The organism is Dactylosporangium sucinum (assembly GCF_014647515.1).
Classification (GTDB): Bacteria; Actinomycetota; Actinomycetes; order Mycobacteriales; family Micromonosporaceae; genus Dactylosporangium; species Dactylosporangium sucinum.
Genome location: NZ_BMPI01000040.1, coordinates 55,419 through 76,206 on the forward strand (window position 1 = coordinate 55,419; position 20,788 = coordinate 76,206).

At 72.9% G+C, this 20,788-nt stretch carries 13 protein-coding genes and 2 riboswitches; of the genes, 8 read left to right on the plus strand and 5 right to left on the minus strand.

From position 1 onward, the window contains the following. Positions 1 to 4: 4 nt before the first annotated feature. Positions 5 to 1,021, plus strand: coding sequence for a LacI family DNA-binding transcriptional regulator (locus tag IEZ31_RS34275; RefSeq protein ID WP_190254208.1), 1,017 nt, complete (start codon positions 5 to 7; stop codon positions 1,019 to 1,021). Further along, the gene (locus IEZ31_RS34280) at positions 1,018 to 3,357 is read left to right on the plus strand and encodes a beta-glucosidase family protein (protein ID WP_229836092.1); all 2,340 of its coding nucleotides are present in this window, start codon (positions 1,018 to 1,020) and stop codon (positions 3,355 to 3,357) included. The genes IEZ31_RS34275 and IEZ31_RS34280 overlap by 4 nt, the downstream gene beginning before the upstream one ends. Before the next feature lie 192 nt (positions 3,358 to 3,549). Here the strand turns inward: IEZ31_RS34280 and IEZ31_RS34285 are convergent, their stop codons facing one another. Beyond that, entirely contained in the window at positions 3,550 to 4,842 is a 1,293-nt protein-coding gene (locus tag IEZ31_RS34285) for an extracellular catalytic domain type 1 short-chain-length polyhydroxyalkanoate depolymerase (protein WP_190254209.1), read from the minus strand. Positions 4,843 to 5,046: 204 nt separating this feature from the next. On the opposite strand from IEZ31_RS34285, the gene IEZ31_RS34290 reads away from it, so the two are divergent. From IEZ31_RS34290 to IEZ31_RS34300, 3 genes are all read left to right on the plus strand, one after another. After that, positions 5,047 to 6,777 carry a condensation domain-containing protein gene (locus IEZ31_RS34290; RefSeq protein WP_190254210.1) on the plus strand — a complete coding sequence of 577 codons (1,731 nt, stop codon included), beginning with the start codon at positions 5,047 to 5,049 and terminating at the stop codon, positions 6,775 to 6,777. A gap of 94 nt (positions 6,778 to 6,871) precedes the next feature. Next, the gene (locus IEZ31_RS34295) at positions 6,872 to 8,041 is read left to right on the plus strand and encodes a leucine-rich repeat domain-containing protein (RefSeq protein ID WP_190254211.1); all 1,170 of its coding nucleotides are present in this window, start codon (positions 6,872 to 6,874) and stop codon (positions 8,039 to 8,041) included. A gap of 98 nt (positions 8,042 to 8,139) precedes the next feature. Beyond that, entirely contained in the window at positions 8,140 to 9,036 is an 897-nt protein-coding gene (locus IEZ31_RS34300) for an expansin EXLX1 family cellulose-binding protein (RefSeq protein WP_229836093.1), read from the plus strand. A 4-nt stretch (positions 9,037 to 9,040) separates the two neighbouring features. On the opposite strand, the gene IEZ31_RS34305 is transcribed toward IEZ31_RS34300, so the two are convergent. From IEZ31_RS34305 to IEZ31_RS34320, 4 genes are all read right to left on the minus strand, one after another. Further along, complete coding sequence (locus tag IEZ31_RS34305; protein WP_190254241.1) at positions 9,041 to 10,090, minus strand: LD-carboxypeptidase; 1,050 nt, start codon at positions 10,088 to 10,090, stop codon at positions 9,041 to 9,043. Positions 10,091 to 10,849: 759 nt separating this feature from the next. After that, positions 10,850 to 15,169 carry a galactose-binding domain-containing protein gene (locus IEZ31_RS34310; protein ID WP_190254212.1) on the minus strand — a complete coding sequence of 1,440 codons (4,320 nt, stop codon included), beginning with the start codon at positions 15,167 to 15,169 and terminating at the stop codon, positions 10,850 to 10,852. A gap of 308 nt (positions 15,170 to 15,477) precedes the next feature. Further along, positions 15,478 to 16,524: an acyltransferase family protein gene (locus IEZ31_RS34315; protein WP_190254213.1), complete on the minus strand. Its 1,047-nt coding sequence runs from the start codon at positions 16,522 to 16,524 to the stop codon at positions 15,478 to 15,480. Beyond that, on the minus strand, positions 16,521 to 17,414 hold the full coding sequence (locus tag IEZ31_RS34320; protein ID WP_190254214.1) for an alpha/beta hydrolase: 894 nt from the start codon (positions 17,412 to 17,414) through the stop codon (positions 16,521 to 16,523). The genes IEZ31_RS34315 and IEZ31_RS34320 overlap by 4 nt, the downstream gene beginning before the upstream one ends. 144 nt (positions 17,415 to 17,558) lie before the next feature. Here IEZ31_RS34320 and IEZ31_RS34325 point away from each other — a divergent pair, with 144 nt between their 5' ends. The 3 genes from IEZ31_RS34325 to tmk all read left to right on the plus strand — a co-directional run bounded on the left by IEZ31_RS34325 (position 17,559) and on the right by tmk (position 20,426). Then, a complete protein-coding gene (locus tag IEZ31_RS34325; RefSeq protein WP_190254215.1) occupies positions 17,559 to 18,764 on the plus strand; it encodes a sensor histidine kinase in 1,206 nt (401 codons plus the stop codon). Continuing rightward, entirely contained in the window at positions 18,761 to 19,483 is a 723-nt protein-coding gene (locus IEZ31_RS34330) for a response regulator (protein WP_190254216.1), read from the plus strand. Before IEZ31_RS34325 ends, IEZ31_RS34330 begins: the two co-directional genes overlap by 4 nt. Positions 19,484 to 19,802: 319 nt before the next feature. Next, on the plus strand, positions 19,803 to 20,426 hold the full coding sequence (gene tmk, locus IEZ31_RS34335) for a dTMP kinase (protein ID WP_190254217.1): 624 nt from the start codon (positions 19,803 to 19,805) through the stop codon (positions 20,424 to 20,426). 154 nt (positions 20,427 to 20,580) lie between these two features. After that, positions 20,581 to 20,677: riboswitch (glycine riboswitch) on the plus strand. Next, a riboswitch (glycine riboswitch) is annotated at positions 20,678 to 20,777 on the plus strand. Positions 20,778 to 20,788: the final 11 nt, after the last annotated feature.

Consider the following 20,788-nt stretch of genomic DNA (forward strand, 5'->3'; position numbering starts at 1 on the left):
CCTCGTGAAACCCAGTTCCCGCGTCACGATCCGGGACGTCGCGGTCGCCGCCGGCGTCTCGGTCGCCACGGTGTCCAAGGTGCTCAACGCCCGTTACGGCGTCTCCGCGGCCACCAGCGCCCACGTGCAGAGCGTCATCCGCGAGCTGGGCTACGAGGCCAGCCTCGTGGCGCAGAGCCTGCGCAACCACCGCACGAACGTCATCGGCATCCTGGTCGCCGACCTGGAGCCGTTCAGCACCGAGCTGCTCAAGGGCGCGGCGAAGGCGATCAAGGGCACCGGGTACGAGCTCGTGGTGTACTCCGCGGGCGGCCGGTCGAGCGACCACGCGGGCTGGGAACAGCGCTACCTCTCCCGGCTGTCGGGCACCCTCATCGACGGCGCGGTCCTGGTCACCCCGACGGTCGTCGACGTCGACTACGGCACCGCCGTCGTCGCCGTCGACCCGCACGCCGGCCCGAGCGGGCTGCCCACCGTCGACTCCGACAACCTGCTCGGCGCGCGGCTGGGCACCCAGCACCTGCTGGACCTCGGCCACCGGCGCATCGCGATGCTCAGCGGCCGGCCCGACCTGGAGTCGGCGAAGCTGCGCGAGCTGGGGTACACCGACGCGCTGCGCGCGGCCGGCGTGCCCATCGACCAGGCGCTCATCCAGGTCGGCAACTACGACCCGGACGCCTCGGCCGAGGCCGCCCGGCGCCTGCTGGCGGGGCCCGACCGGCCCACCGCGATCTTCGCGGCCAACGACATCTCGGCCATCGCGGCGATCGAGGTCGCGGTCGGCATGGGCCTGCGGGTCCCGGAGGACCTGTCGGTCGTCGGGTTCGACAACGTGCCCGAGGCCGCCCTCGCCACGCCGGCCCTCACCACCGTCGAGCAACCCATCCACGAGATGGGCCACCGCGCGATCGACCTGCTCATCCAGCTGATGCGCGGTGAGCAGGTCGAGGCGACGCACGTCCGCCTCACCACGAGCCTCGTGGTGCGGCAGTCCACCAGGGCAATTGGAGCTAACGCGTGACACTTGACAGCGGCGTCGCCGCCGGGACCTGGCGGGACGCCTCGGCGCCCGTCGCGGTGCGGGTGGCGGACCTCATGGCCCGGATGTCGCTGCGCGAGAAGGTGGCGCAGATGTACGGGATCTGGCTGAACATCGACGAGACCGCCGGGGAGGTCGCCCCGCACCAGCACGACCAGGCCGCCGAGCCGGTCGACTGGCCGGAGCTCATCCGCCACGGACTCGGCCAGGTCACGCGGACCTACGGCACCATCCCGATCGCCCCCGCCGACGGCGCCGCCCGCGTCGCCCGCCTGCAGCGCGAGATCGTCGCCGCCGGCCGCTTCGGCATCCCGGCCGTCATGCACGAGGAGGTCCTCACCGGCCTCGCGGCCTGGCAGGCCACCATCTACCCCGGCCCGCTGTCCTGGGGCGCCAGCTTCGACCCGGCGCTCGTCGAGGAGATGGGCGCCCGCATCGGCGCGACCATGCGCCGCCTCGGCATCCAGCAGGGCCTCGCCCCGGTCCTCGACGTCGCCCGCGACCTGCGCTGGGGCCGCGTCGAGGAGACGATCGGCGAGGATCCGCACCTGGTCGGCACGATCGGCAGCGCCTACGTGCGGGGCCTGCAGTCCGCCGGGGTCGTGGCCACCCTCAAGCACTTCGCCGGCTACTCCGCCTCGCGCGCCGGGCGCAACCTCGCGCCGGTCTCCATCGGCCCGCGCGAGGTCGCCGACGTGCTGCTGCCGCCGTTCGAGATGGCACTGCGGGCCGGCGCCCGCTCGGTCATGAACAGCTACACCGACAACGACGGCGTCCCCGTCGCCGCCGACCCGACCGTCCTCACCGGGCTGCTCCGCGACGAGCTGCAGTTCACCGGCACCGTCGTCTCCGACTACTTCGCGGTCGCGTTCCTGCAGACCCTGCACGGCGTCGCCGGCAGCCGCGCCGACGCCGCCGCCCAGGCCCTGCTCGCCGGCATCGACGTCGAGCTGCCCGGCGTCAACTGCTACGGCCCGCCCCTGCTGGCGGCGATCGAGTCCGGCCACGTCGACGAGACCCTCGTCGACCGGGCGGTGGCCCGCATCCTGACCCAGAAGTGCGAGCTCGGCCTGCTCGACCCCGACTGGCGGCCCGAGCCGCCGGCGCTGGACACCGGCGACTTCGAGGTCGACGACCCGGCCTCGCGCGACCTCGCCCGGCGCCTCGCCGAGCGCGCCGTCGTCCTGCTGCGCAACGAGCCCGTCGCGGACGGCGCCCCGGTGCTCCCGCTGCGCCCGGGCGCCCGCCTGGCCGTGGTCGGCCCCGGCGCTGCGGACCCCAGCATGCAGCTGGGGTGCTACTCGTTCCCCCGCCACGTCCTCGTCCACCACCCCGACGTGCCGACGGGCGTCGACCTGCCGTCGATTGTGGACAGCCTGCGCGGGGCGCACGACGTCAGCTACGCGCTGGGCTGTTCGGTCCTGGGCGGCGACGACGCGGACATCGCCGCCGCGGTGGAGGCCGCCGCCTCGGCGGACGTGTGCGTGGCGGTCCTGGGCGACCTGGCCGGCCTGTTCGGCACCGGTACCTCCGGCGAGGGCTGCGACGCCGCCGACCTGCGCCTGCCCGGCCGCCAGGAGGAGCTGCTGGAGGCGCTGCTCGCCACCGGCACCCCGGTCGTGCTGGTCCTCCTGGTCGGTCGCCCGTACGAGCTGTCCCGCCAGATCGACCGCCTGGCCGCGGCCGTCTGCGGCTTCTTCCCGGGCGAAGAGGGCGCGGCGGCGGTCGCCGGCGTGCTCACCGGCCGGGTCAACCCGTCCGGGCGGCTGCCGGTCAGCTTCCCGGCGGCGGGCGCCAGCCAGCCGTCCACGTACCTCGCCGCACCGCTCGCCCGCCGCAGCGACGTGAGCACGGTCGACCCGACACCGCTCTTCCCGTTCGGGCACGGCCTGTCGTACGCGAGCGCCGAGTGGGGCGAGGTCGTCCTCGACGCGCCCGGCGGCTGGCCGACGGACGGCGCCGTCGAGCTGGCCGTCCCGCTGTCGAACCCGACCGACCGGGAGACGAGCACGGTGGTCCAGGTGTACCTCCACGACCCGGTCGCCGAGGTTGCCCGCCCGGTCGTGCAGCTGCTGGCCGCGCCGCGGGTCGACCTGGCGCCGGGCGAGCGCCGGACGGTCGTGGTCGGCCTGCACGCCGACCTGCTGTCCTACCCGGGCCGCTCCGGCCACCGGCTGGTCGAGCCGGGCGAGGTCGAGCTGCGGGTGGGCGCGTCGAGCGCCGACGTCCACGCGACGCTGCGGCTGGAGGTGGTCGGGTCACGCCGCAAGGTAGGCGCCGACCGCCACCTGACCCCGGAGATCACCCTGATCCCATAACCGCCCCTCCCTCCGCGTCGATCTTGCAGTTGTGGTGCCTGACAAACCCGGACATTGTGGGAGTGTCGCGGCACCACAACTGCAAGATCGACGCGGAGGGCGGAGGGCGGAGGCCCGGGGGAGCGGGGGAGCCGGGGGAGCGGGGGAGTGGGGGTGGGGGTGCCCCGCCGGGCGGGCGGGGCACCACTCGGGTCAGGACGCGGTGCAGGTGGGGGTCAGCGTGCCGGCCGTGCCGGTCGACTGGAAGCCGAACTCGGTGTACTGGCCCGCGGCGATCGTCCCGTTGTAGGACACGTTCGTGAACGTGACCGCGCCGCTGCTCGCGCTGCGGTTGGCGTTCCAGGCGTTGGTGATCGTGGCGCCCGAGGGCAGGGTCAGCCGCACCGACCACGAGCTCGTGGCGGACGAGCCGGCCACGACCCGGATCGTGGCGACGAACCCGCCCTGCCACTGGTTGATCGAGACCGTGGAGGTGCAGCCGCCGGGGCCCGGGTTCGAGGGCGACGACGACGGTGAGGGGGGAGTCGACGGCGACGCGGAGGACGGGGGCGGCGAGGTCGGGCCCGTCCCGGTCAGGCCGAAGAACTCGATCGCCATCGCGGCCTGGCCGGCCAGCGGCAGCGAGTGCCCGACGCCCGAGATGCTGATCGCCTCGACCGGCGCCTGCGCGCTCGCGTTGCCGTAGCGGGTGCGGGTCCAGTTCGGCTGCGGCGAGTCCGTGAACACCGGAGTCTGGCTGATGCCGAGCACGTTCGTCCACTGCTCGATCTCTTCGGTGAAGTTCGGGTAGGCGAGCGTCGTGTCCGTCGTGCCGTGCCACACCTGCATCCGCGGGCGGGCCCCGGTGTACCCCGGGTACGCCGCCCGGACCAGGTCGCCCCACTGCTGGCCGGTCATGTTGCGCTGGCCGCTGGAGCACTGGCTGTTCCACGACGAGCCGTCGGTGGTCGCGAAGCAGCCGAACGGCACGCCCATGAACGCGGCGCCGGCCTTGAACACGTCGGGGTAGTCGCCGAGCAGGACGTTCGTCATCATGCCGCCCGACGACGCGCCGGTGACGTACACGCGATTCGGGTCGGCGTTGTTGTGCTGCAGGACATAGTTGACCATCGACATGATGCCGACCGGGTCGCTGCCCCCGCCGCGGCGCAGCGCCTGCGGTGAGGAGACGTCGAAGCAGCTGCCGCTGCGGGTCGCGGACGGGTAGACCACGATAAATCCGTAGCGGTCGGCGAGCGAGGCGAACTCGGTGCCCGAGTAGAACGCCGGGCCCGAGCCGGTGCAGTAGTGCACGGCCACCACGACCGCCGGCCGGGCGGCGACCGTGTTCGGCACGTACAGGTGCATCCGCAGGTTGGAGGGGTTGGTGCCGAAGTTGGTGACCTCGGTCAGGGTCGCGGCCTGCGCCGGCGACGCAAGCAGGGCGATGCCGGTGACGGCCAGCGCGATGGCGGCCAGCCCGGCGAGGAGGCGATTGCGGTTCATGCCCACACCTTGACCCGCGCACAATGGACATTTATGTTTTTCGAAAAAGTCTTGCGTGCGAGGCGGCCTTTTCGAACTTGAATCGTGAAACTTTCAGCCGTCGCCGCAAAGTGTCTTGTTTTCGCAAACCATGGGCCGGGTGGCCAATTCGGGGTGGCCTGAACGGTGATGACAGCCGTCCATGGAAGCCAGCATGATCGATGTGTGCCGGCCCCGTCACCCACCGAACAGCCCCTCGTCCCGCTCACCCGACTGGTCTCCGTTCCCGTGCGGTTCCAGGGCTGGCGGGCCACGACCGGTCCGCTGACCGTCGGCCAGCTCAACATCGCCCGGTGGCTGGCCGACGCGCCGCAGGCCCCGGCCGCCCTGCTCGACCAGGTCTTCGACGTCCCGCCCGGCACCCGGGTCGCCGACGTCGCCGAGTGCTTCGGCGTCCTGCTGTGCCGCCACGAGGGCCTGCGCAGCCGGTACGTGCCCGGCGAGCCGGGGGAGCAGCGCGTGCTCACCGCCGGCGAGCTGCCGATGGCCGTCTACGAGGCGGGCGACGGCGAGGCCCCGGAGCGCGTCGCCGCCCGGATCGTCGAGCTGACCCGCGCCGAGCGGCTCGACGTGACGGTGGATCCGCCGGTACGCCTGGCGGTCGCGATCCGCCACGGCGTCGTGCTCACCGCGGTCGCCGTCTACTCGCACCTGGCCGTCGACTTCCAGGCCCTGGTCGTCCTCGACCACGAGTTCGCCGAGATGATCCGCGATCCGGCGGCCCGCGTGCTCGGCGAGGCCCGCCAGCAGCCGCTCGACCGGGCCACCGTGGAACGCCAGCCGGCCCGGCGGCGCCGCCTCGACCAGGCCCTGCGGTACTGGAGCCGCCACCTCGCCACCGCCCCGGTCCATTTCTACGCGAAGCCGCGGGTGCACCACGCCACCGGCTCGGGCGCCTGCGGCATGACGTCGGAGACGGCCGCCCGCGCCCTCGACCGGATTGCGGCCCGCACCCAGGTCAGCCGGCCCACCATCGTGCTCGCCGCGCTCAGCGTCCTGCTGTCGCACCGCACCGGCTACCACACCTGCCAGTTCGTGATGCTCTCGGCCAACCGGTTCGAGTCGAGCCTGCAGCGGTACGTCGGGACGCTCGCCCAGTCGACCTACGTCTCCGTCGAGGTGGGCGACGCCGGCTTCGACGAACTGGTGCGCCGCTGCTTCGGCGCCGTGCTGCAGGCCGGGCTGCACGGGGCGTACGACGTGTACCGCCAGCACGACCACGCCGTCTGGGTCGCCTCCGAGCGGGGCGTCGCGCCCTCGTTCGAGCCGTTGTTCAACAGCATCGTCGTGGACACCCGCGGCTTCGACCCGGTGCCTTCCGCCGGTACCCCCGCCGAAACCCACCTGGAATGGACCGACCTCCCGCCGACCGACATCCTGCTGCGCTTCGACCTCGGCCGGGTCGACGGCGCGCTGGTCGCCCGCGTGTGGACCGGCGACACCGGCCGGGTCACCCCGGACGAGGCCCGCGACCTGCTGCTGGCCCTGGAGAAGCTGCTCGTCGCCGCGGCGGAGGCCGACCTCGGCCACGACACCGCCGTCGCCGTCACCGGGCTGGCCCCGATCGAGCGCCCGCCCGGCTGGCTGCTCGTCGACAACTGCTGGGTCGACCTGGCCGACATCCAGTGCCTGCTCGACGAGGCGCTCGCCCCCGCCGTGACCCGGGTCTTCGCCGACGTGGACGGCGATCCGCTCGTCGCCTACGTCTCCTTCGCCCCCGACGGCCCGGCCACCCCCGCCGAGGCCCACCGCCGCAGCCTGGCCCGCCTGCCCGGCCGGCACGCGGCGATGGCGCCCCGGCGGTACGTGATCTGCCAGGGCGCACCGGACAACCCGGCGAGCCCGGAGGCGTGGCGCCGCCTGCCGGTCCTGGCGTCCGGCACCGGCCGCAAGTAGGTCGCAAGTAGGTCGCAAGCAGGTCGCAGGTGGGGGTTGCGGAGGGCTACTAGGGTGCCGAACACCCGCCCTCAACGGAAACGGTTGGCAGCGCGTGCCCTCGACAGATGAGCTCATCAAGGACGTCCGCACGAACGGCGGCACCCACCTCGACCTGTCCGGTCGCCGCCTCACGAAACTACGTCCGGCCGTCCGAGATCTCACCACGGTCACCACACTCGACCTGCGCGACAACCGGCTGACCGCGCTGCCGGCCTGGATCGGCGAGCTGACCGCGCTGACCGAGATACGCCTCGACAACAACCAGCTCACCGCGCTGCCCGACGAGCTCGGCGAGCTGGTCGCGCTCCAGCATCTCACGGCCAGCCGCAACCAACTGGGGACGCTGCCCGACCGGATGCGCGACCTCGCCGCACTGACCACGCTGTGCCTCGACCGCAACGAGTTCACGACGCTGCCCGACTGGTGCGCCGACCTGCGTTCCCTGCAGACCCTTCGCGTCGCCGACAACAAGCTGACCCGGCTGCCCGACACCATCGGCGAGCTGGCCGCACTCGTCGAACTCCGCGCCGGCAACAACGCGATCGACGCGCTGCCGGAGGCGATCTGTGATCTCGGCGCTCTCCGCTCGCTGCAGCTGGGCGGCAACGAGATCGTGGCGTTGCCCGACCCGATCGGAAAGCTGTCCTGCCTGACCGAGCTGGATCTGAACTCGAACCAGCTCACCGCCTTGCCCGCGTCGTTCGCCGACCTCGTCAACCTGGCCGCGCTGTCGTTGGGATTCAACCCGTTCACCGAGTTCCCGGCGCAGCTGCGCGGCTGCACCGCGCTCGAATATCTCTACTTCACCGGCGTGGTGAGCGAGGTGCCCGGCTGGATCGGCGAGCTGACCCGGCTGACCCGGCTCGCCATCCGCAACGGTCGGCTGACCGAGCTGCCCGAGTCGATCGGCGATCTCACGGCACTGACCTGGCTGGTCATCACCGGCCACGAGCTTGCGACGGTCCCCGACTCGATCGGCCGGCTCCGCCAGCTGGACAGCTTGGACCTGTCGTACAACAAGCTGCGCTCGTTGCCCGACTCGATCGGCAACCTGCACGCGTTGCGCGCGCTCTACCTCGACGAGAACCTGCTCACCGAACTGCCCGAGTCGGTTCAGGCGCTCGACCGGCTGCAATACCTACGCGCCAGGTTCAACTCGTTCACCGGGAAGCCCCGCGTTCCGGCGACCACCAAGGTCGAGGCCAGGCCCAACCGCTTCTGACGCCCGCGTTCGACGAACGCCGTCCCCAGTCATGAAATGGGCCTTAAGCATTGCTTTGGCCGGTGGGTGGCCCGGCCGGCGTTGGTTACGATCCGGCGGTGCTGCACGCTGTCGAACCCACACCCTGGTGGCGCCTGCGCCGCACCTGGCTGATCGCCGGCGCGGGCGCCGTGGTGGCCGGGACCGCGACCGTGGCCCTCGTCGCGCAGTCCTCGGGCGCCGCGTGCGCGGCCGCGGCCGCGACGACAGGCCAGGCCACGTACTACGCGGCCGACGGCGGCGGCAACTGTTCGTTCGACCAGGTGGCGAACCCGCTGGTGGTCGCGCTCGGGAACGCGGAGTACAAGGCCGGGGCCGCCTGTGGCGGCTATCTCGACGTGAAGGGCCCGAAGGGCACCGTCCGCGTGAAGGTCACCGACCGCTGCCCGGAGTGCGCGGCCGGCCACCTCGACCTGAGCCGCCAGGCGTTCGCGAAGATCGGCGACGTGAACGCCGGCGTGATCAAGGTGACCTACAGCCCGGTCACGAACGCGCCCGTGCCCGGCCCGATGACGGTCCGCGTCAAGGAGGGTTCGTCACGGTACTGGCTGGCGCTGCGCCTCGACAACGTGGGCAACCCGACGTCGGCGGTGGAGCTCCAGCAGGGCGGTTCGTGGAAAGCGCTGACCCACACCGACTACAACTACTGGATCGCCCAGAACGGCGCCGGCCCCGGCCCGTTCACGGTCCGGGTCACCGACACGGCGGGCCGCCGGACCACACTGACGGGCGTGACGCTGACCCCGGGCACGGTCCAGCGCCCGGGCGCCACGGGCGGCGGCACGGTGGCCCCGAAGACGACGGCGCCCTCCCCGAAGGTGTCGTCGTCGTCCCCGCCGTCGTCCCCGCCGCCGTCGTCCTCGCCGTCGGCCGAGGCGCTCGCCGCCGACGCACCGTCGCCCGAGCCGTCCGCGACGAGCGCCGCCCCGGCCGCGCGTGCCGAGTCGCGCTGCTGACCCGTCACCCGTAGTCGGCGAAGACCCGGCGCGCTGATCCGTCGACCGTGACGCGGCCGCCGTGCGGCAGGATCCACTGCGGCCGGGTATGGCCGAACGGCACCCCGACGCACACAACGGCATCCGGGTTGTACCGCGCGACCATCTCGACGACGACGTCCCGCTGCGCGGCGCGCAGCCGCGCCCGGTCCTCGGCGGCCGGCCGCCGGGTGTGGTCGGAGACCGGCGGGCGCGCCACCAGCACCGCGTCGACGGCACCGAGCAGCCCGCGTTCGCCGAGCGCGCGGACGATCCACCCGACCTCGCGGGCCGGGAGCAGCTTCTCGGACGTCTCGATGATGAGCACGCCGCCCAGCAGCGCCTCGGCCGGGAACGGGAACCGCCCCGCGGTGAGGATCCACTGGATCACCTCGAGGCACCCGCCCCAGGCGGCGCCGGTCACGGTGCGCGCCGGCCCGTGCCAGCTCCACGGCTCGGTGGCCGCCCGCTCGCCGAAGCACTCCAGCGCCCGCGGGTCGGCCCAGTCGACCCCGACGTCCTCCGACTCGCCCGGGTCGGTGATCTCGAGCCGTCCGCCGGTCACCAGCGCGGCCCGCAGGGACCGGGCGTGCACGTCGTCCACTCCGGGCCCGGGGCCGAGGTGCACCTGGGACGAGCCGCCGTAGAAGCTCGCGATGCCGTTGGCCCAGAGCCAGTGGTGCAGGTTGGTGTTGTCGCTGGTGCCGAGGAACGGCTTGGGGTCGGTCCGGGCGAGCCCGGCGTCGAGGTGCGGGATCACCGTGATCTGGTCGTCGCCCCCGACGACGGCGAGGATGCCCCGGATCGCCGGGTCCGCGAAGGCGGCATTGATGTCGCCGGCCCGCGCCGTTGCGGAGGCCCCGACCCGGCGGGTGGTCGGGAACTCGACCGGCACGAGCCCGGTCACCTCGGCGAGCCGCCGCATGGCCTGCTCATGCACGGCGGGAAACGCCCCGGCCGCCGCGAACGACGGCGAGAGCACAGCGACCCGGTCCCCGGGCCGCGCCTTCGGCGGCCGCACCAACTCCCGCACCATGCCAGCGATCCAACCACGCCGGGCCGCATCGCGCGGGGTCAGGTGGCGCCGTGGGTGCTGCCGGTGCCGTGCCAGCGGGCAGCCGGTGCCGTGCAGCGGGCAGCCGGGGTCGTCAATGTCGTGCTCGGTCATGGCGTTCTCGCCCCTGCCGATCGTGCAGGTGCAGCGGCCGTGTCGGGGACACCAGCGGGCCGTCACGTCGGTGCAGGCCGGCGGCTGCGGGCCCCGCGGGCGGCCGTCGCCGAGGAACACCAGGGCGCCGAGCAGGAAGCCGGCCACCAGGGCCAGCAGGTGGGTCGTCGCCAGGCCGGCGAAGGTGTCGAACATGCGCGGCCGTCCCCTCGATCTCGCGCCTGCCCCCGATCGTCGCGCGGCCGGGCAATTTCCGCTGCCCCGGCACGAGGACGGGCCGCCCTGGAAACGTCGGGAACGGGGGTGCGCTGTTCCGGGAACGTCGGGAACGGGGGTGCGCTGTTCCGGGAACGTCGGGAACGGGGGTGGGCCGCCCTGGAACGTCGGGAACGGGGGTGGGCCGCCCTGGAACGTCGGGAACGGAGGTGGGCCGTTCCGGGAACCTCGGGAACGAGAGCAGGCGGCTCCCGGAAACTCGGGAACGAGAGCGGGCCGCTCCCGGAAACCTGGGAACGAGAGCCGGATGTCCGGGGAACCCCGGAACGAGAGCGGGCCGTCCCGGGAAACCCCGGAACAAGAGCCGGCCGCCCCGGGGAACCCCGGAGCGGCCGGCCGTGAGCGAGCGAGCTACGGGGTAACGAACACGAACTGGGAGCCCGGTTCCTTCACCACGTCGCCCTGGGCGGAGTTGGTGACCTGGACATTGGTCAGGGTCGCCTGGCCGCGGGCGCCGCTCATGGCGAGGATCCCGGACCCGTTGTTGGACTTGTCGATCTTCACGTTGGTGATCTGGGCGGTCATCACGCCGCCGCCGGTCTTGAACTGGATGCCGTCGTACGTCGAGTCGGAGATGTCGGTGTCGCGGATGATCACGCCCGGGATGTCCTTGCCCTGGGCGAACAGGGTGATCGCGCCGAACTCCTGCTGCTCACCCCAGAAGACGCCGCCGCACCGGTACAGGCCGTTGTTGGCGATCGTCGTCGTGCCCGAGAACGCCAGCGGGTTGTGGTCCGTGGCCAGCATGATGCCCGGGTAGTTCATCGTGTCGGAGATCAGGTTGTTCTCGATCCCGTTGCCGTAGCCACCGTAGATGGCGATGCCGTTGGCCCGCCACGGCAGCTGGACCGTGTTGTTCGTGAAGTGGTTGTCGTGGCCGATGTCGACCGCCTGGTCCTTCACGAACGGGTTGGCCCACACCGCGAGCGAGTCGTCGCCGGTGGTGCGGAACGAGGAGTTGAACACCTTCGAGTTGCGGGTGCCGTTGGAGAAGTTGATGCCGTCGGCGAAGGTGTCGCGGATGCGCATGCCGGAGAATTCCAGGCCGTCGCCCGGGTTCCAGTACGCCGGCGTGTCCGAGTAGTCGCGGCCGACCCAGGCGCCGACGTTGACGTGCTCGATCCACAGGTTGCTGATCTTCGTGTTCTTGCCGAACCGGCCGTTGAGGCCGTGGCCGCGGTTGGCCCGGTTCTTGGTGGCGCCGAAGATCGCCAGGTCCGAGATCTGGGCGTTGTCCTCGATCTCGAAGCCGACGTTGCCCTCGTGCGGGTGGTTGATGTTGCCGGTGACGTTCTGCGGCTCGGTGTCGGTGTAGAGCTCCGTGTGCCACATGCCGGCGCCGCGGATCACGACGTTGCGGATGCCCAGCTGGTTCCACTGGCCGCGGGTCGGGTCCGGGGTGAGGATCTTCTGCTCCTGCCGCCACTTGCCGGCCGGGATCCACACGCAGGAGATGACGCCGTTCTGGTCGTCCATCACCGCGCGCTGGATCGCGGCGGTGTCGTCGATCCCGTCGTTGGGCACCGCGCCGTAGGCCGTGATCGAGGTGCACCCGGCCGGCTGCGACAGCGCCGGCGCGACCTGCTCCAGGTCGATCAGGTCGAGGTAGTAGAACGACGCGGTGTCACCGGCGTCGCGCTGCAGCTTGAACCGCGTGCCCGCCGGGTACGAGGTGGGCAGCAGCGCGTGCGACTCGTCGAAGAGCCGCCGGGCGTTGGACGACGGCGAGTTGGACAGCGACTCGGTGTCGTCGGTCGTGCCGTACAGCCAGCTGAACTTCGACGACAGCGTGAGCTTCTGCACGAAGACGTCGTTGGCGTACAGGCTGATCGTGTAGTCCTGGCCGCCACCGCTCGCCGAGTCGGGCACCGAGTTGCGCACGACGATCGAGTTGGCCTGGTTCGTCGAGGTGATCTGTACGTACTGCCCCTGCGCGGAGAGGCGCACCGACGCCCGGCCCGAGGACTCGGTACCGAAGTTGGTGTGCCCGAACGTGCGCAGCGGGTCGGCGGTGACGAGCTGGCCCGTGTAGGTGCCCGCCTCCGCCTCGTAGGACGTGTACGGCACCGCGGCGCCGCGCCCGACGACGATCGCCTGCGACATCGAGTTGTTCGTCTCGCTCGTCTCCGCCACGACGTTGGTCGCGTCGGCGGTGGCGACGATCGTGGCCCCGCCCGCGACGGCGGTCCAGGTGCCGTTGATCGCCACGTTGACCGTCGCACCGGCGGCGATCGAGGGGGTGTTGGTGTTCAGGGTGGTACCGCCGACCGTCACCCGGGTCACGGTCGTGACCCCGGAGGCGGTGGTGCCGCGGTTGTTCACGGCGACGGTGAACGACACCGCCGCGCCGGCGGCCGGGCTGGCCGGGTTCGACGTGATGCCGACGACCTGCAGGTCGGGGCCGGGCGCCTGGGCGACGACCAGCTGGCTGGAGGCGGTGAAGGTGTTGTTGTCGTCGTTCTGCTCGACGACCGTGTTGGCCGGGTCGACCGTGGCCGACGCCGTGTAGCTGCCCATCGGGCGCTGCCCGGCGTTGACCGTCACGGTGGTGGAGGCGCCGGCGGCGAGCGCGCCGACGTTGGCCGTGCCGGCGAGCTGGCCGCCGAGGTTCACGTTGACCGTGGTGGCGGGGGATCCGGCGGTACCGGCGTTCTGCACCGTGGCGGAGAGGGTGATCGCGCTGGTCTCGTCCGGCGACGCCGGCGACCAGGTCAGGTTGGTGACCCGCAGGTCCGGGTTCGGCGCCATCGTGCCGAACACCTGCAGCTCGGCCACCTGACCACCCGGGGCGCCGGTGTTGCTGAAGAACTGCAGCTGCACGTCGGCGGTCCGGGCGGTGACCGGAATCGTGATCGTGTTCTGGTTGCCCGGGCTGAAGTTGTAGTCGGCCCGCGCCACGAGCGACGTGTACCCGGTCGCCGACTGCTCGCGGCCGAGCACCTGGACGGCCTGGGTGCGCGCGCCCCACGCCGAGTCCGGGTTGAGCTTGACGACGACGGAGGTGATGTCGGCGTTGGCGCCGAGCTTCAGGGTCAGCGTCGACGGGAACCCGTTCGACTCCCAGTAGGTGCCGACCTGGCCGTCGTTGGCGTTGCCCGCGGTGAACGTGAACACCGACGACGACGCCTCGATCGGCTTGCCGGGCGCCAGGTTGGTGCCCTGCGGCGGGTTGGTGCCGTTGCGGATGACGGTGTTGCTCGGCGACGACTCGTTGCCGGCGGCGTCGCGGGCCCGCACGACGTACGAGACGGTCGCGGTGTCCGGCTGGCTGTCGGTGTAGGTGAGCACCCCGCCGGCGACGGTGGTGCGGGCCGCGCCGTTGGCGTAGACCGTGTAGCCGGTGACGCCGACGTTGTCGGTCGACGCCGTCCAGGTGAGCCGGATCTGGCCGGACGCGGGCTGGGTGTACGCCAGGTTGCCCGGCGCGGTCGGCGCCTCGGTGTCGGGGCCGGTGCCGCCGGGGCGGTTCACCGTGTTGCTGTTCGGCGACTCGTTGCCGACGGCGTCGCGCGCCCGCACGAAGTACGACAGCGTCGCCGTGGTCGGCTGGCTCTCCGTGTAGACGAGGGTGTTCCCGGCGACGGTGGTGACGAAGGCGCCGTTGCGGTAGATGGCGTAGGCGGTCACGCCCACGTCGTCGGTCGACGCGGTCCAGGCGAGCCGGATCTGGCCGCTGCTCGGCTCGGTCAGGGTGAGGTTGCCGGGGGCGGTCGGCGGGTTCCCGTCGACGATGCCCGCACCGTAGACCTCGAACTCGGCGATCTGGGCCGCCGGGTGACCGGTGTTCGCCGTGACGTTGAGGCGGAGGTACCGCTGCATCGTCCCCGCGAAGTTGATGGTCACCGTGTTCCCGCTGGCCGGGTTGAACGTGTAGCCGGCCGAGGCCACGACGTCGGTGAAGGAGCTGCCGTTGGTGCTGCCCTGCACGGCGAGGGTCTGCGTGCGGGTCGCCCAGGCGGCCGACGGCGGCAGCTTCAGCACGACGCGGTTGACGCTCTGCGTGACGCCGAGGTCGACCTGCAGCCACTGCGGGAACGCGTTGTTCGCGCTCTCCCAGTAGCTGGACTGGTTGCCGTCGTTCGCGTTCGAGGCCGGGAAGCCGCTCACGCTGCTGCTCGCGGTCAGCGTCCTGCCCGCGGCCAGGTTCGGCGTGGCGCTGCCGGCGCCGTAGATCTCCAGCTCGCTGAGCTGCGCGGCGGGCCAGCCGGTGTTGGCGGAGACGGTCGCCCGCACGTAGCGGACGCTCGTGGCGGTGAAGTTCACGGTCACCGCGTTGCCGGACGACGGGTTGAAGGCGCGTGCGGCCGACGGGGACAGGTCGCTGAACGAGCTGCCGTTCGTGCTGCCCTGCACGGCGAGGGTCTGGGTGCGGGAGCCCCAGCCGCCGGGCAGCTTCAGGACGACCTGGTCGACGCTCACGGCGCTGCCGAGGTCGACCTGCACCCACTGCGGGAACGCGTTGTTCGGGCTCTCCCAGTACGTTTCCGGGTTGCCGTCGTTGACGTTGCCCGCGGCGTAGACGCCGTTCGTGCCGCTGGCCGTGGCCGGGCGGCCGAGCGCGAGGTTGGGGCCGCCGGCGGCGAAGGCCGGGGGCGCGGCGAGGCCGGCCACGACCAGGCCGGCCCCGAGGAAGCCGCTGAGCAGCCGCCAGACGAGTGGTCTGCGTTTCATTGAGGTCCTCAGTTCGTGGGGACAGGGCAGCGTTCATCGCCCCTGGACCCTCGGGTGCTCGTGTGGCGCGCCGCACCCCGCCGGGCCGGACGGCACGGCAGAGCGCGCTGGCGGCGAGGCGCGCCGGCGGGGCTGGACCCCGGGGTCAGGGTTGTCCGGTTGGCGGATGATGCGTCGGTACGGGCATTCGGGCAGACCGTTGGCGGTGAGTCTGCCGTCAACTTGCACTCCGTTACGCAGGATTTCGGCGATCCCCTGCCAACTTCTTGCAAGCTTGGTGTTCAAGGTTGCAGATGTATCGTGGTTCGTCAACGGGTGCGCCGCTCGTACCGATGAAACACCCAGGTCAGCGCGGTGAGCACGATTGCCGCGACGGGGAGCCAGGCGATCCGGTGCAGGACCCACGCCCCGTCCGGCTCGTCGAGCAGGCCCGGCGGGCGGCCGGCGGCGAGCCCGGCGAACGTGACGAGCAGCAGCGCCGTCTGGTGCCACAGGAAGACGGTCAGCGCCGTGCGGTTCAGCGTGGCGACGGCCCGCCGGGCGGTGTTCTCCAGCCGGTGGCGCAGCATGAGGTACCCGCCGATCTGCAGCATCGCGAGGGACATCGCGGCGAGCGACGGCGGGTCCAGGTTGGAGAAACGGTCCCCGGGCACGCCGACCGCGCTGGACGGGTAGCCGCCCACGGTGAGCAGCAGCGCGCCGCCCGCCAGGCCGGCGGCGGCCAGCAGCGGACCGTCCCGCCGGCTCAGGCGGCCGTCGGCGAGCGCGATCCCGAGCAGGTACGGCACCGACCACGCCACCGGAACCATCGCGAGGCGCCACCATCCGGGCAGGCCACCGTCCCGGGCGGCATCGGTGATCGCCACGAGGAGGAGCGGCGCCAGTACCGCCGGCGCGCCGGCCCTGCCCACGAGGCGCTTGAGGGCCGGGGCCGCGGCGGTGAGGACCAGGTAGGCGGCGAGGAACCACAGCGGGTGGGTGACCAGGGAGACGACGACGTGCCGCGTGCTGTCCGGGGCGCCGACGGCCCGCAGCGCGGCGATGGCGGGCAGCCACACGGCGGCGAGGATCAGCACCGGCACCACGAGCCGCCTCCGGTGTTTGCCGGGACTCGGCGACCGGCGGGTGGCGGCGAAACCGCTCGCGAAGAAGAACAGTCCGAGGGTCTGGAAGAGCCAGCTCGCCGGGGCCAGGTACGAAGCGTGCTGCAGCGGGCTCTCGCCGTGCAGGGCCGACGTGTCGTGCGGGTCGCTGACCACGGCCGAGACCAGCCAGTGGCCCAGCACGACGCCGGCGACGGCCACGGCTCGCACCGCGTCGATCGTCGTGTCCCGGGTCTGCGTCGCGGTGGTCATCGTTGGTCCCCGTGCGCCGCGACGCGGGCGACGGCCTGCTGGGCGTCGGTGCCCGGGGTGAGGTACCGGTCGTGGTCGAGGACCGTCTCGGCCGGGATCACGCGGGCGCCGAACGCCGGGCCGGCCGGCTGGCGGCCGTGGCCGAGGCCGCCGATCCGCACCCCGGGGACGAACCGCATCGGGTCGTGCGGCGACAGCGCCGCCCACACCCTGGCCGTGGTGCCCAGGCCGCGCACGGTCGCGGCGCCCGTGCCGGGGCAGCCGAACACGACGAGGTCGGTCACCGCGGGCGGCAGGTTCCGCGCGGCGAGGCCGATGACGGTGCCGCCGTAGCTGTGGCCGAGCAGCGCCACCGTCGCTTGTGGACAGGCGGTGGTGAGGGCTCGCACGAACCGTTCCAGGGCGGCGGCGCCGGCGCGGGCCAGGTCCTCGCGGAAGGCGGAGACGTCGATGCCGGCGGGCGTGTCGTACCCGAGCCAGACGACGACCGCCGTCGCGCCTCCGGTTGCGTCGTGGAGGTCCCGGCCCTGGCGGGACGGGGAGCGGTACGGGCGGCTCGCCACGCCGCGCCAGTAGTTGTCGGCCCGGTTCCCGGCGCCCGGGACCAGCACGGCGATCCGGCGGGCGGTGCCGAGGTCGCCGAACACCTCGGCGACGCGCCCCCGGTGCGGCCCGCCGGGCGGTTCGAACAGCAGGAACTGCCCGTCCCGTCCCTCGTACGGCGGGCCGGCCGCGTCCATCGCCGCGCGGGTCGCCGCGTACCGCGCCGCGAACGTCTCGTGCAGGTCGATCGGTTCCGGTGCGGGGACCGCGTCGGTCGGCGCCAGCAGTGTTCCGGCGGCGGGTGCGAGCGCGACAGCGAGGGCGGTGAGGATGGTGCGGCGTCTCATGGCGATGAGCGTCGCGATTCCGGACATCCGGCACATCGGGCCGCGGACGGTAGCCGTCCGGGCGCGCCGCTGCGGGGCGTACGCCCACGGTCTTACGCCCGTGGTCCGACGCGGCGGGCCGGGCGGCTGGTTAGCATCGGCGGCATGGAACGGGGCTCGCGGCGGGGCGTTTGGCGGACGGTGGCGGCGTGGACCGGCTTTGTGCTGTCGCCGCTGTTGTTCGTCGCCTGGAGCATGACGGGCAACCCGGCGGACTCGCCGTTCGGGCTGCGGTTCATCATGCCGATCGCGGCCCTGGCGGCGCTGGCCGGCATGCTGCGGCGCCGCCCGTTCGTCGCGCTGGGCATGCTGCTGCTCATCACCGCCAGCTTCGAGCTGACGTTCCACCCCAACGGGCCCGAGCAGCTCGCCCTGCACAGCGACGTCCGCACGATCCAGACGCTGGCCCTCGACGTGGCGGTCGGCTACATCGCCGCGACCCGCCGCCGCTGGGTGTCGATCACCACGGCCGTGCTGGTGCTGTGCGCCCAGTGGGCGGTGGCTGTCGGCGTTCAGCTGAGCCCCGACGACCTCAACGACCGCGGCGCCCAGGAGGCCCTGGCGATGCTGGCGACCTGGTTCATCGGCAACTCGATCCGCCAGCGCCGCGTGTTCGCCGAGGCCCGCCTGGCCGAGACGGCCCGCGAGGCGGCCCAGGCCGAGCGCCTGCGCATCGCCCGCGAGCTGCACGACCTGATCGCCCACAGCATCGGCGTCATCGCCATGCAGGCGGGCATGGGCCGCCGCGTGATCGACACCCAGCCGGCCGAGGCCCGCCGGGCCCTGGCCGTGATCGAGGAAACGGGCCGCGAGACACTGGCCGCGCTACGCCGCACCCTGGGCAACCTCCGCCGCACCGACCCGGCGGCGGAAGAGCTGCCGCTCGCGCCGTCGAACGGGCTGGCCGACCTGGAGCGGCTGGCCGAGCGTTCGCGCGGTGGCGGCTTACGCGTCGAGCTGCACGCCCCGGCAGCTCCGGTGACCCTGCCCGCGGACCTCGATCTGGCCGCCTACCGGGTCGTGCAGGAGTCCCTGACCAACGTGACCCGCCACGCCCGGGCCACCCGCTGCGACGTCACGGTCGCCGTGGAGGGCGCCATACTGACGGTCGAGGTGACCGACAACGGCCGCGGCGGCCCGATCGCGGAGGGCGGCCACGGCATCGCCGGCATGCGCGAGCGCGTCACGCTGCTGGGCGGCGAGTTCGCGGCGGGCCCGCGCCCCGGCGGCGGCTTCCGCGTGGCGGCCACCATCCCGCTCCCGGTTGCCCCGGTCGCCCCGGCCGGTGCCGCGCTCGGGGGCGCGCGGTGACCACCCGGGTCGTGCTGGTCGACGACCAGCCGCTCATCCGCAGCGCGCTGCGGGTGCTCATCGCCGACGCCGACGACCTCGTCGTGGCCGGGGAGGCCGGGTCGGGCGACGAGGCGCTCGCGATCGTGGCGCGGGAGGCGCCCGACGTCGTCGTGATGGACATCCGGATGCCGGGGATGGACGGGATCGAGGCCACCCGCCGGATCGTCGCGAGCGGGGCGGCAGCGCGGGTGCTGGTGCTGACGACGTTCGACGACGACGAGTACGTCTTCGGTGCCCTCCGCGCCGGCGCCAGCGGCTTCGTCGTCAAGGACATGGCCCTCGACGACATCCTCGCGGCCGTCCGCGTGGTCGCGGCCGGCGACGCGATCGTCGCGCCCCGCGTCACCCGGCTGCTCGTCGCACACTTCGTGACCACCGGGGCCGGCGGTGCCACGACCGGCGGGGGCGGCCGGTCCGGCGGCGGCGCAGCCGGCTCGCCCGGCCCCGGGTCCGGCGGGGCCGCTCCCGCGCCGCGGCGGGTGCTCGACCAGATCACGGAGCGGGAGCGGGAGGTGCTGACGCTCATCGGGCAGGGGCGGTCCAACCATGAGATCGCCGGCGCCCTGCACATCACGGTGGCCACCGTGAAGGCGCACGTCGCGCGGCTGCTCACCAAGCTCGACGCCCGGGATCGGGTGCAGCTGGTGATCATTGCGTACGAGCGCGGGCTCGTGTGATGCGCCGGCCGAACAGCCTGGCGACGCCGTAGCCCGGGAGGCGGAGAACACGGCTGGATCTCACGACATCGACGATCCTGCATGCAGACCCGACCTCGGCGGCGCGGGCGACGGTACCGTCGACGATGAGGCGCTCGCGGCCGCCTGCCGTCCAGGGGCGCTCGGCGACGTCGAGCAGCTCGCCCTGTTCCGGACCCGGTCCCGGACGGTCACCAGGTGGCGGGCGCGTGCCGCCACCGAGGCGGGCACGCACCGGGAAACCCCGCCGGTGACAGCCCGGCGGGCCGCCACAACCTCGACGACAGGATCGGAGCACAGCATGACCGGCAAGCTCGTCGTGTTCGAGGGCGGGGAGGGTGCCGGGAAGGGCACGCAGATCCGCCACCTCGAACGCCACCTGGACTTCGGGGTGCTCGTCACCCGCCAGCCGGGCGGCACCGACCTCGGCGCCGAGCTCCGCCGGGTGCTGCTCGAGTCGGCGCCGGGCACGGTCGACGACCGGACCGAGGCGCTCCTGTACGCCGCGGACCGGGCCCAGCACGTCGCCGAGGTCGTCGAGCCCGCCCTGCTCCTGGGCAGGACGGTCATCTGCGACCGGTGGGTCGACTCGTCCATCGCCTACCAGGCCGCCGGCCGCCGCATGGACCGCGTGTGGATCGAGGCCCTGTCCACCTGGGCGACCGCCGGGATCGTCCCCGACCTCACCATCCTGTTGGACATCGACCCGCTCGACGGCCTCGACCGCGCTGCCCACCGCGGCTCCGCCGACCGGCTGGAGCGGGAGGCCCTCGACTTCCACCGCCGGGTCCGGCAGGCCTACCTCGACCTCGCCGACGCCAACATCGGCCGATACCTCGTCCTCGACGCCACGAAGCCGGAGGACGAGCTCGCCGCAACGATCGCCCGCCGCGTCGACACCCTCCTGGGCACCGCGCCGGCATGACCCCGACCCGCAACGGCCCGGATGGTGATCAGGGCCGCGACCGTAGCGGCGGGGATCTCGAAGAGCGGCGGGTATGAACCGGGGCGGGCGGGTAGCTTGACGCGGATCGGGCGGGGTCCTAGCGTCGCCTGCGACAACCGCATATTGCGCCGTTCGAGCCGTGGCGGGAGAGATCCCGGCACCTGCGGGGCGCCGAAGGAGCAACATCCCCTCCCCGGGAAACTCTCAGGCAACCGTACCGTCGCGGTCAGGCGACTCTGGAAAGTCAGGGCATCGACGCCCTGCGCCCAAGGTGCAAGCCGCCACCACCACGGCGGTGAAGCTCTCAGGCACCATGACAGAGCGGGGAGGCCTGGCGAAGG

Excerpts from the sequence above, each read along its gene's own strand:
- IEZ31_RS34305 (WP_190254241.1), bottom strand. The coding sequence starts at position 10,090 with ATGGTGCGGGAGTTGGTGCGGCCGCCGAAGGCGCGGCCCGGGGACCGG.
- IEZ31_RS34310 (WP_190254212.1), bottom strand. The coding sequence starts at position 15,169 with ATGAAACGCAGACCACTCGTCTGGCGGCTGCTCAGCGGCTTCCTCGGG.
- IEZ31_RS34325 (WP_190254215.1), top strand. The coding sequence starts at position 17,559 with ATGGAACGGGGCTCGCGGCGGGGCGTTTGGCGGACGGTGGCGGCGTGG.
- tmk (WP_190254217.1), top strand. The coding sequence starts at position 19,803 with ATGACCGGCAAGCTCGTCGTGTTCGAGGGCGGGGAGGGTGCCGGGAAG.
- IEZ31_RS34285 (WP_190254209.1), bottom strand. The coding sequence starts at position 4,842 with ATGAACCGCAATCGCCTCCTCGCCGGGCTGGCCGCCATCGCGCTGGCC.
- IEZ31_RS34315 (WP_190254213.1), bottom strand. The coding sequence starts at position 16,524 with ATGACCACCGCGACGCAGACCCGGGACACGACGATCGACGCGGTGCGA.
- IEZ31_RS34320 (WP_190254214.1), bottom strand. The coding sequence starts at position 17,414 with ATGAGACGCCGCACCATCCTCACCGCCCTCGCTGTCGCGCTCGCACCC.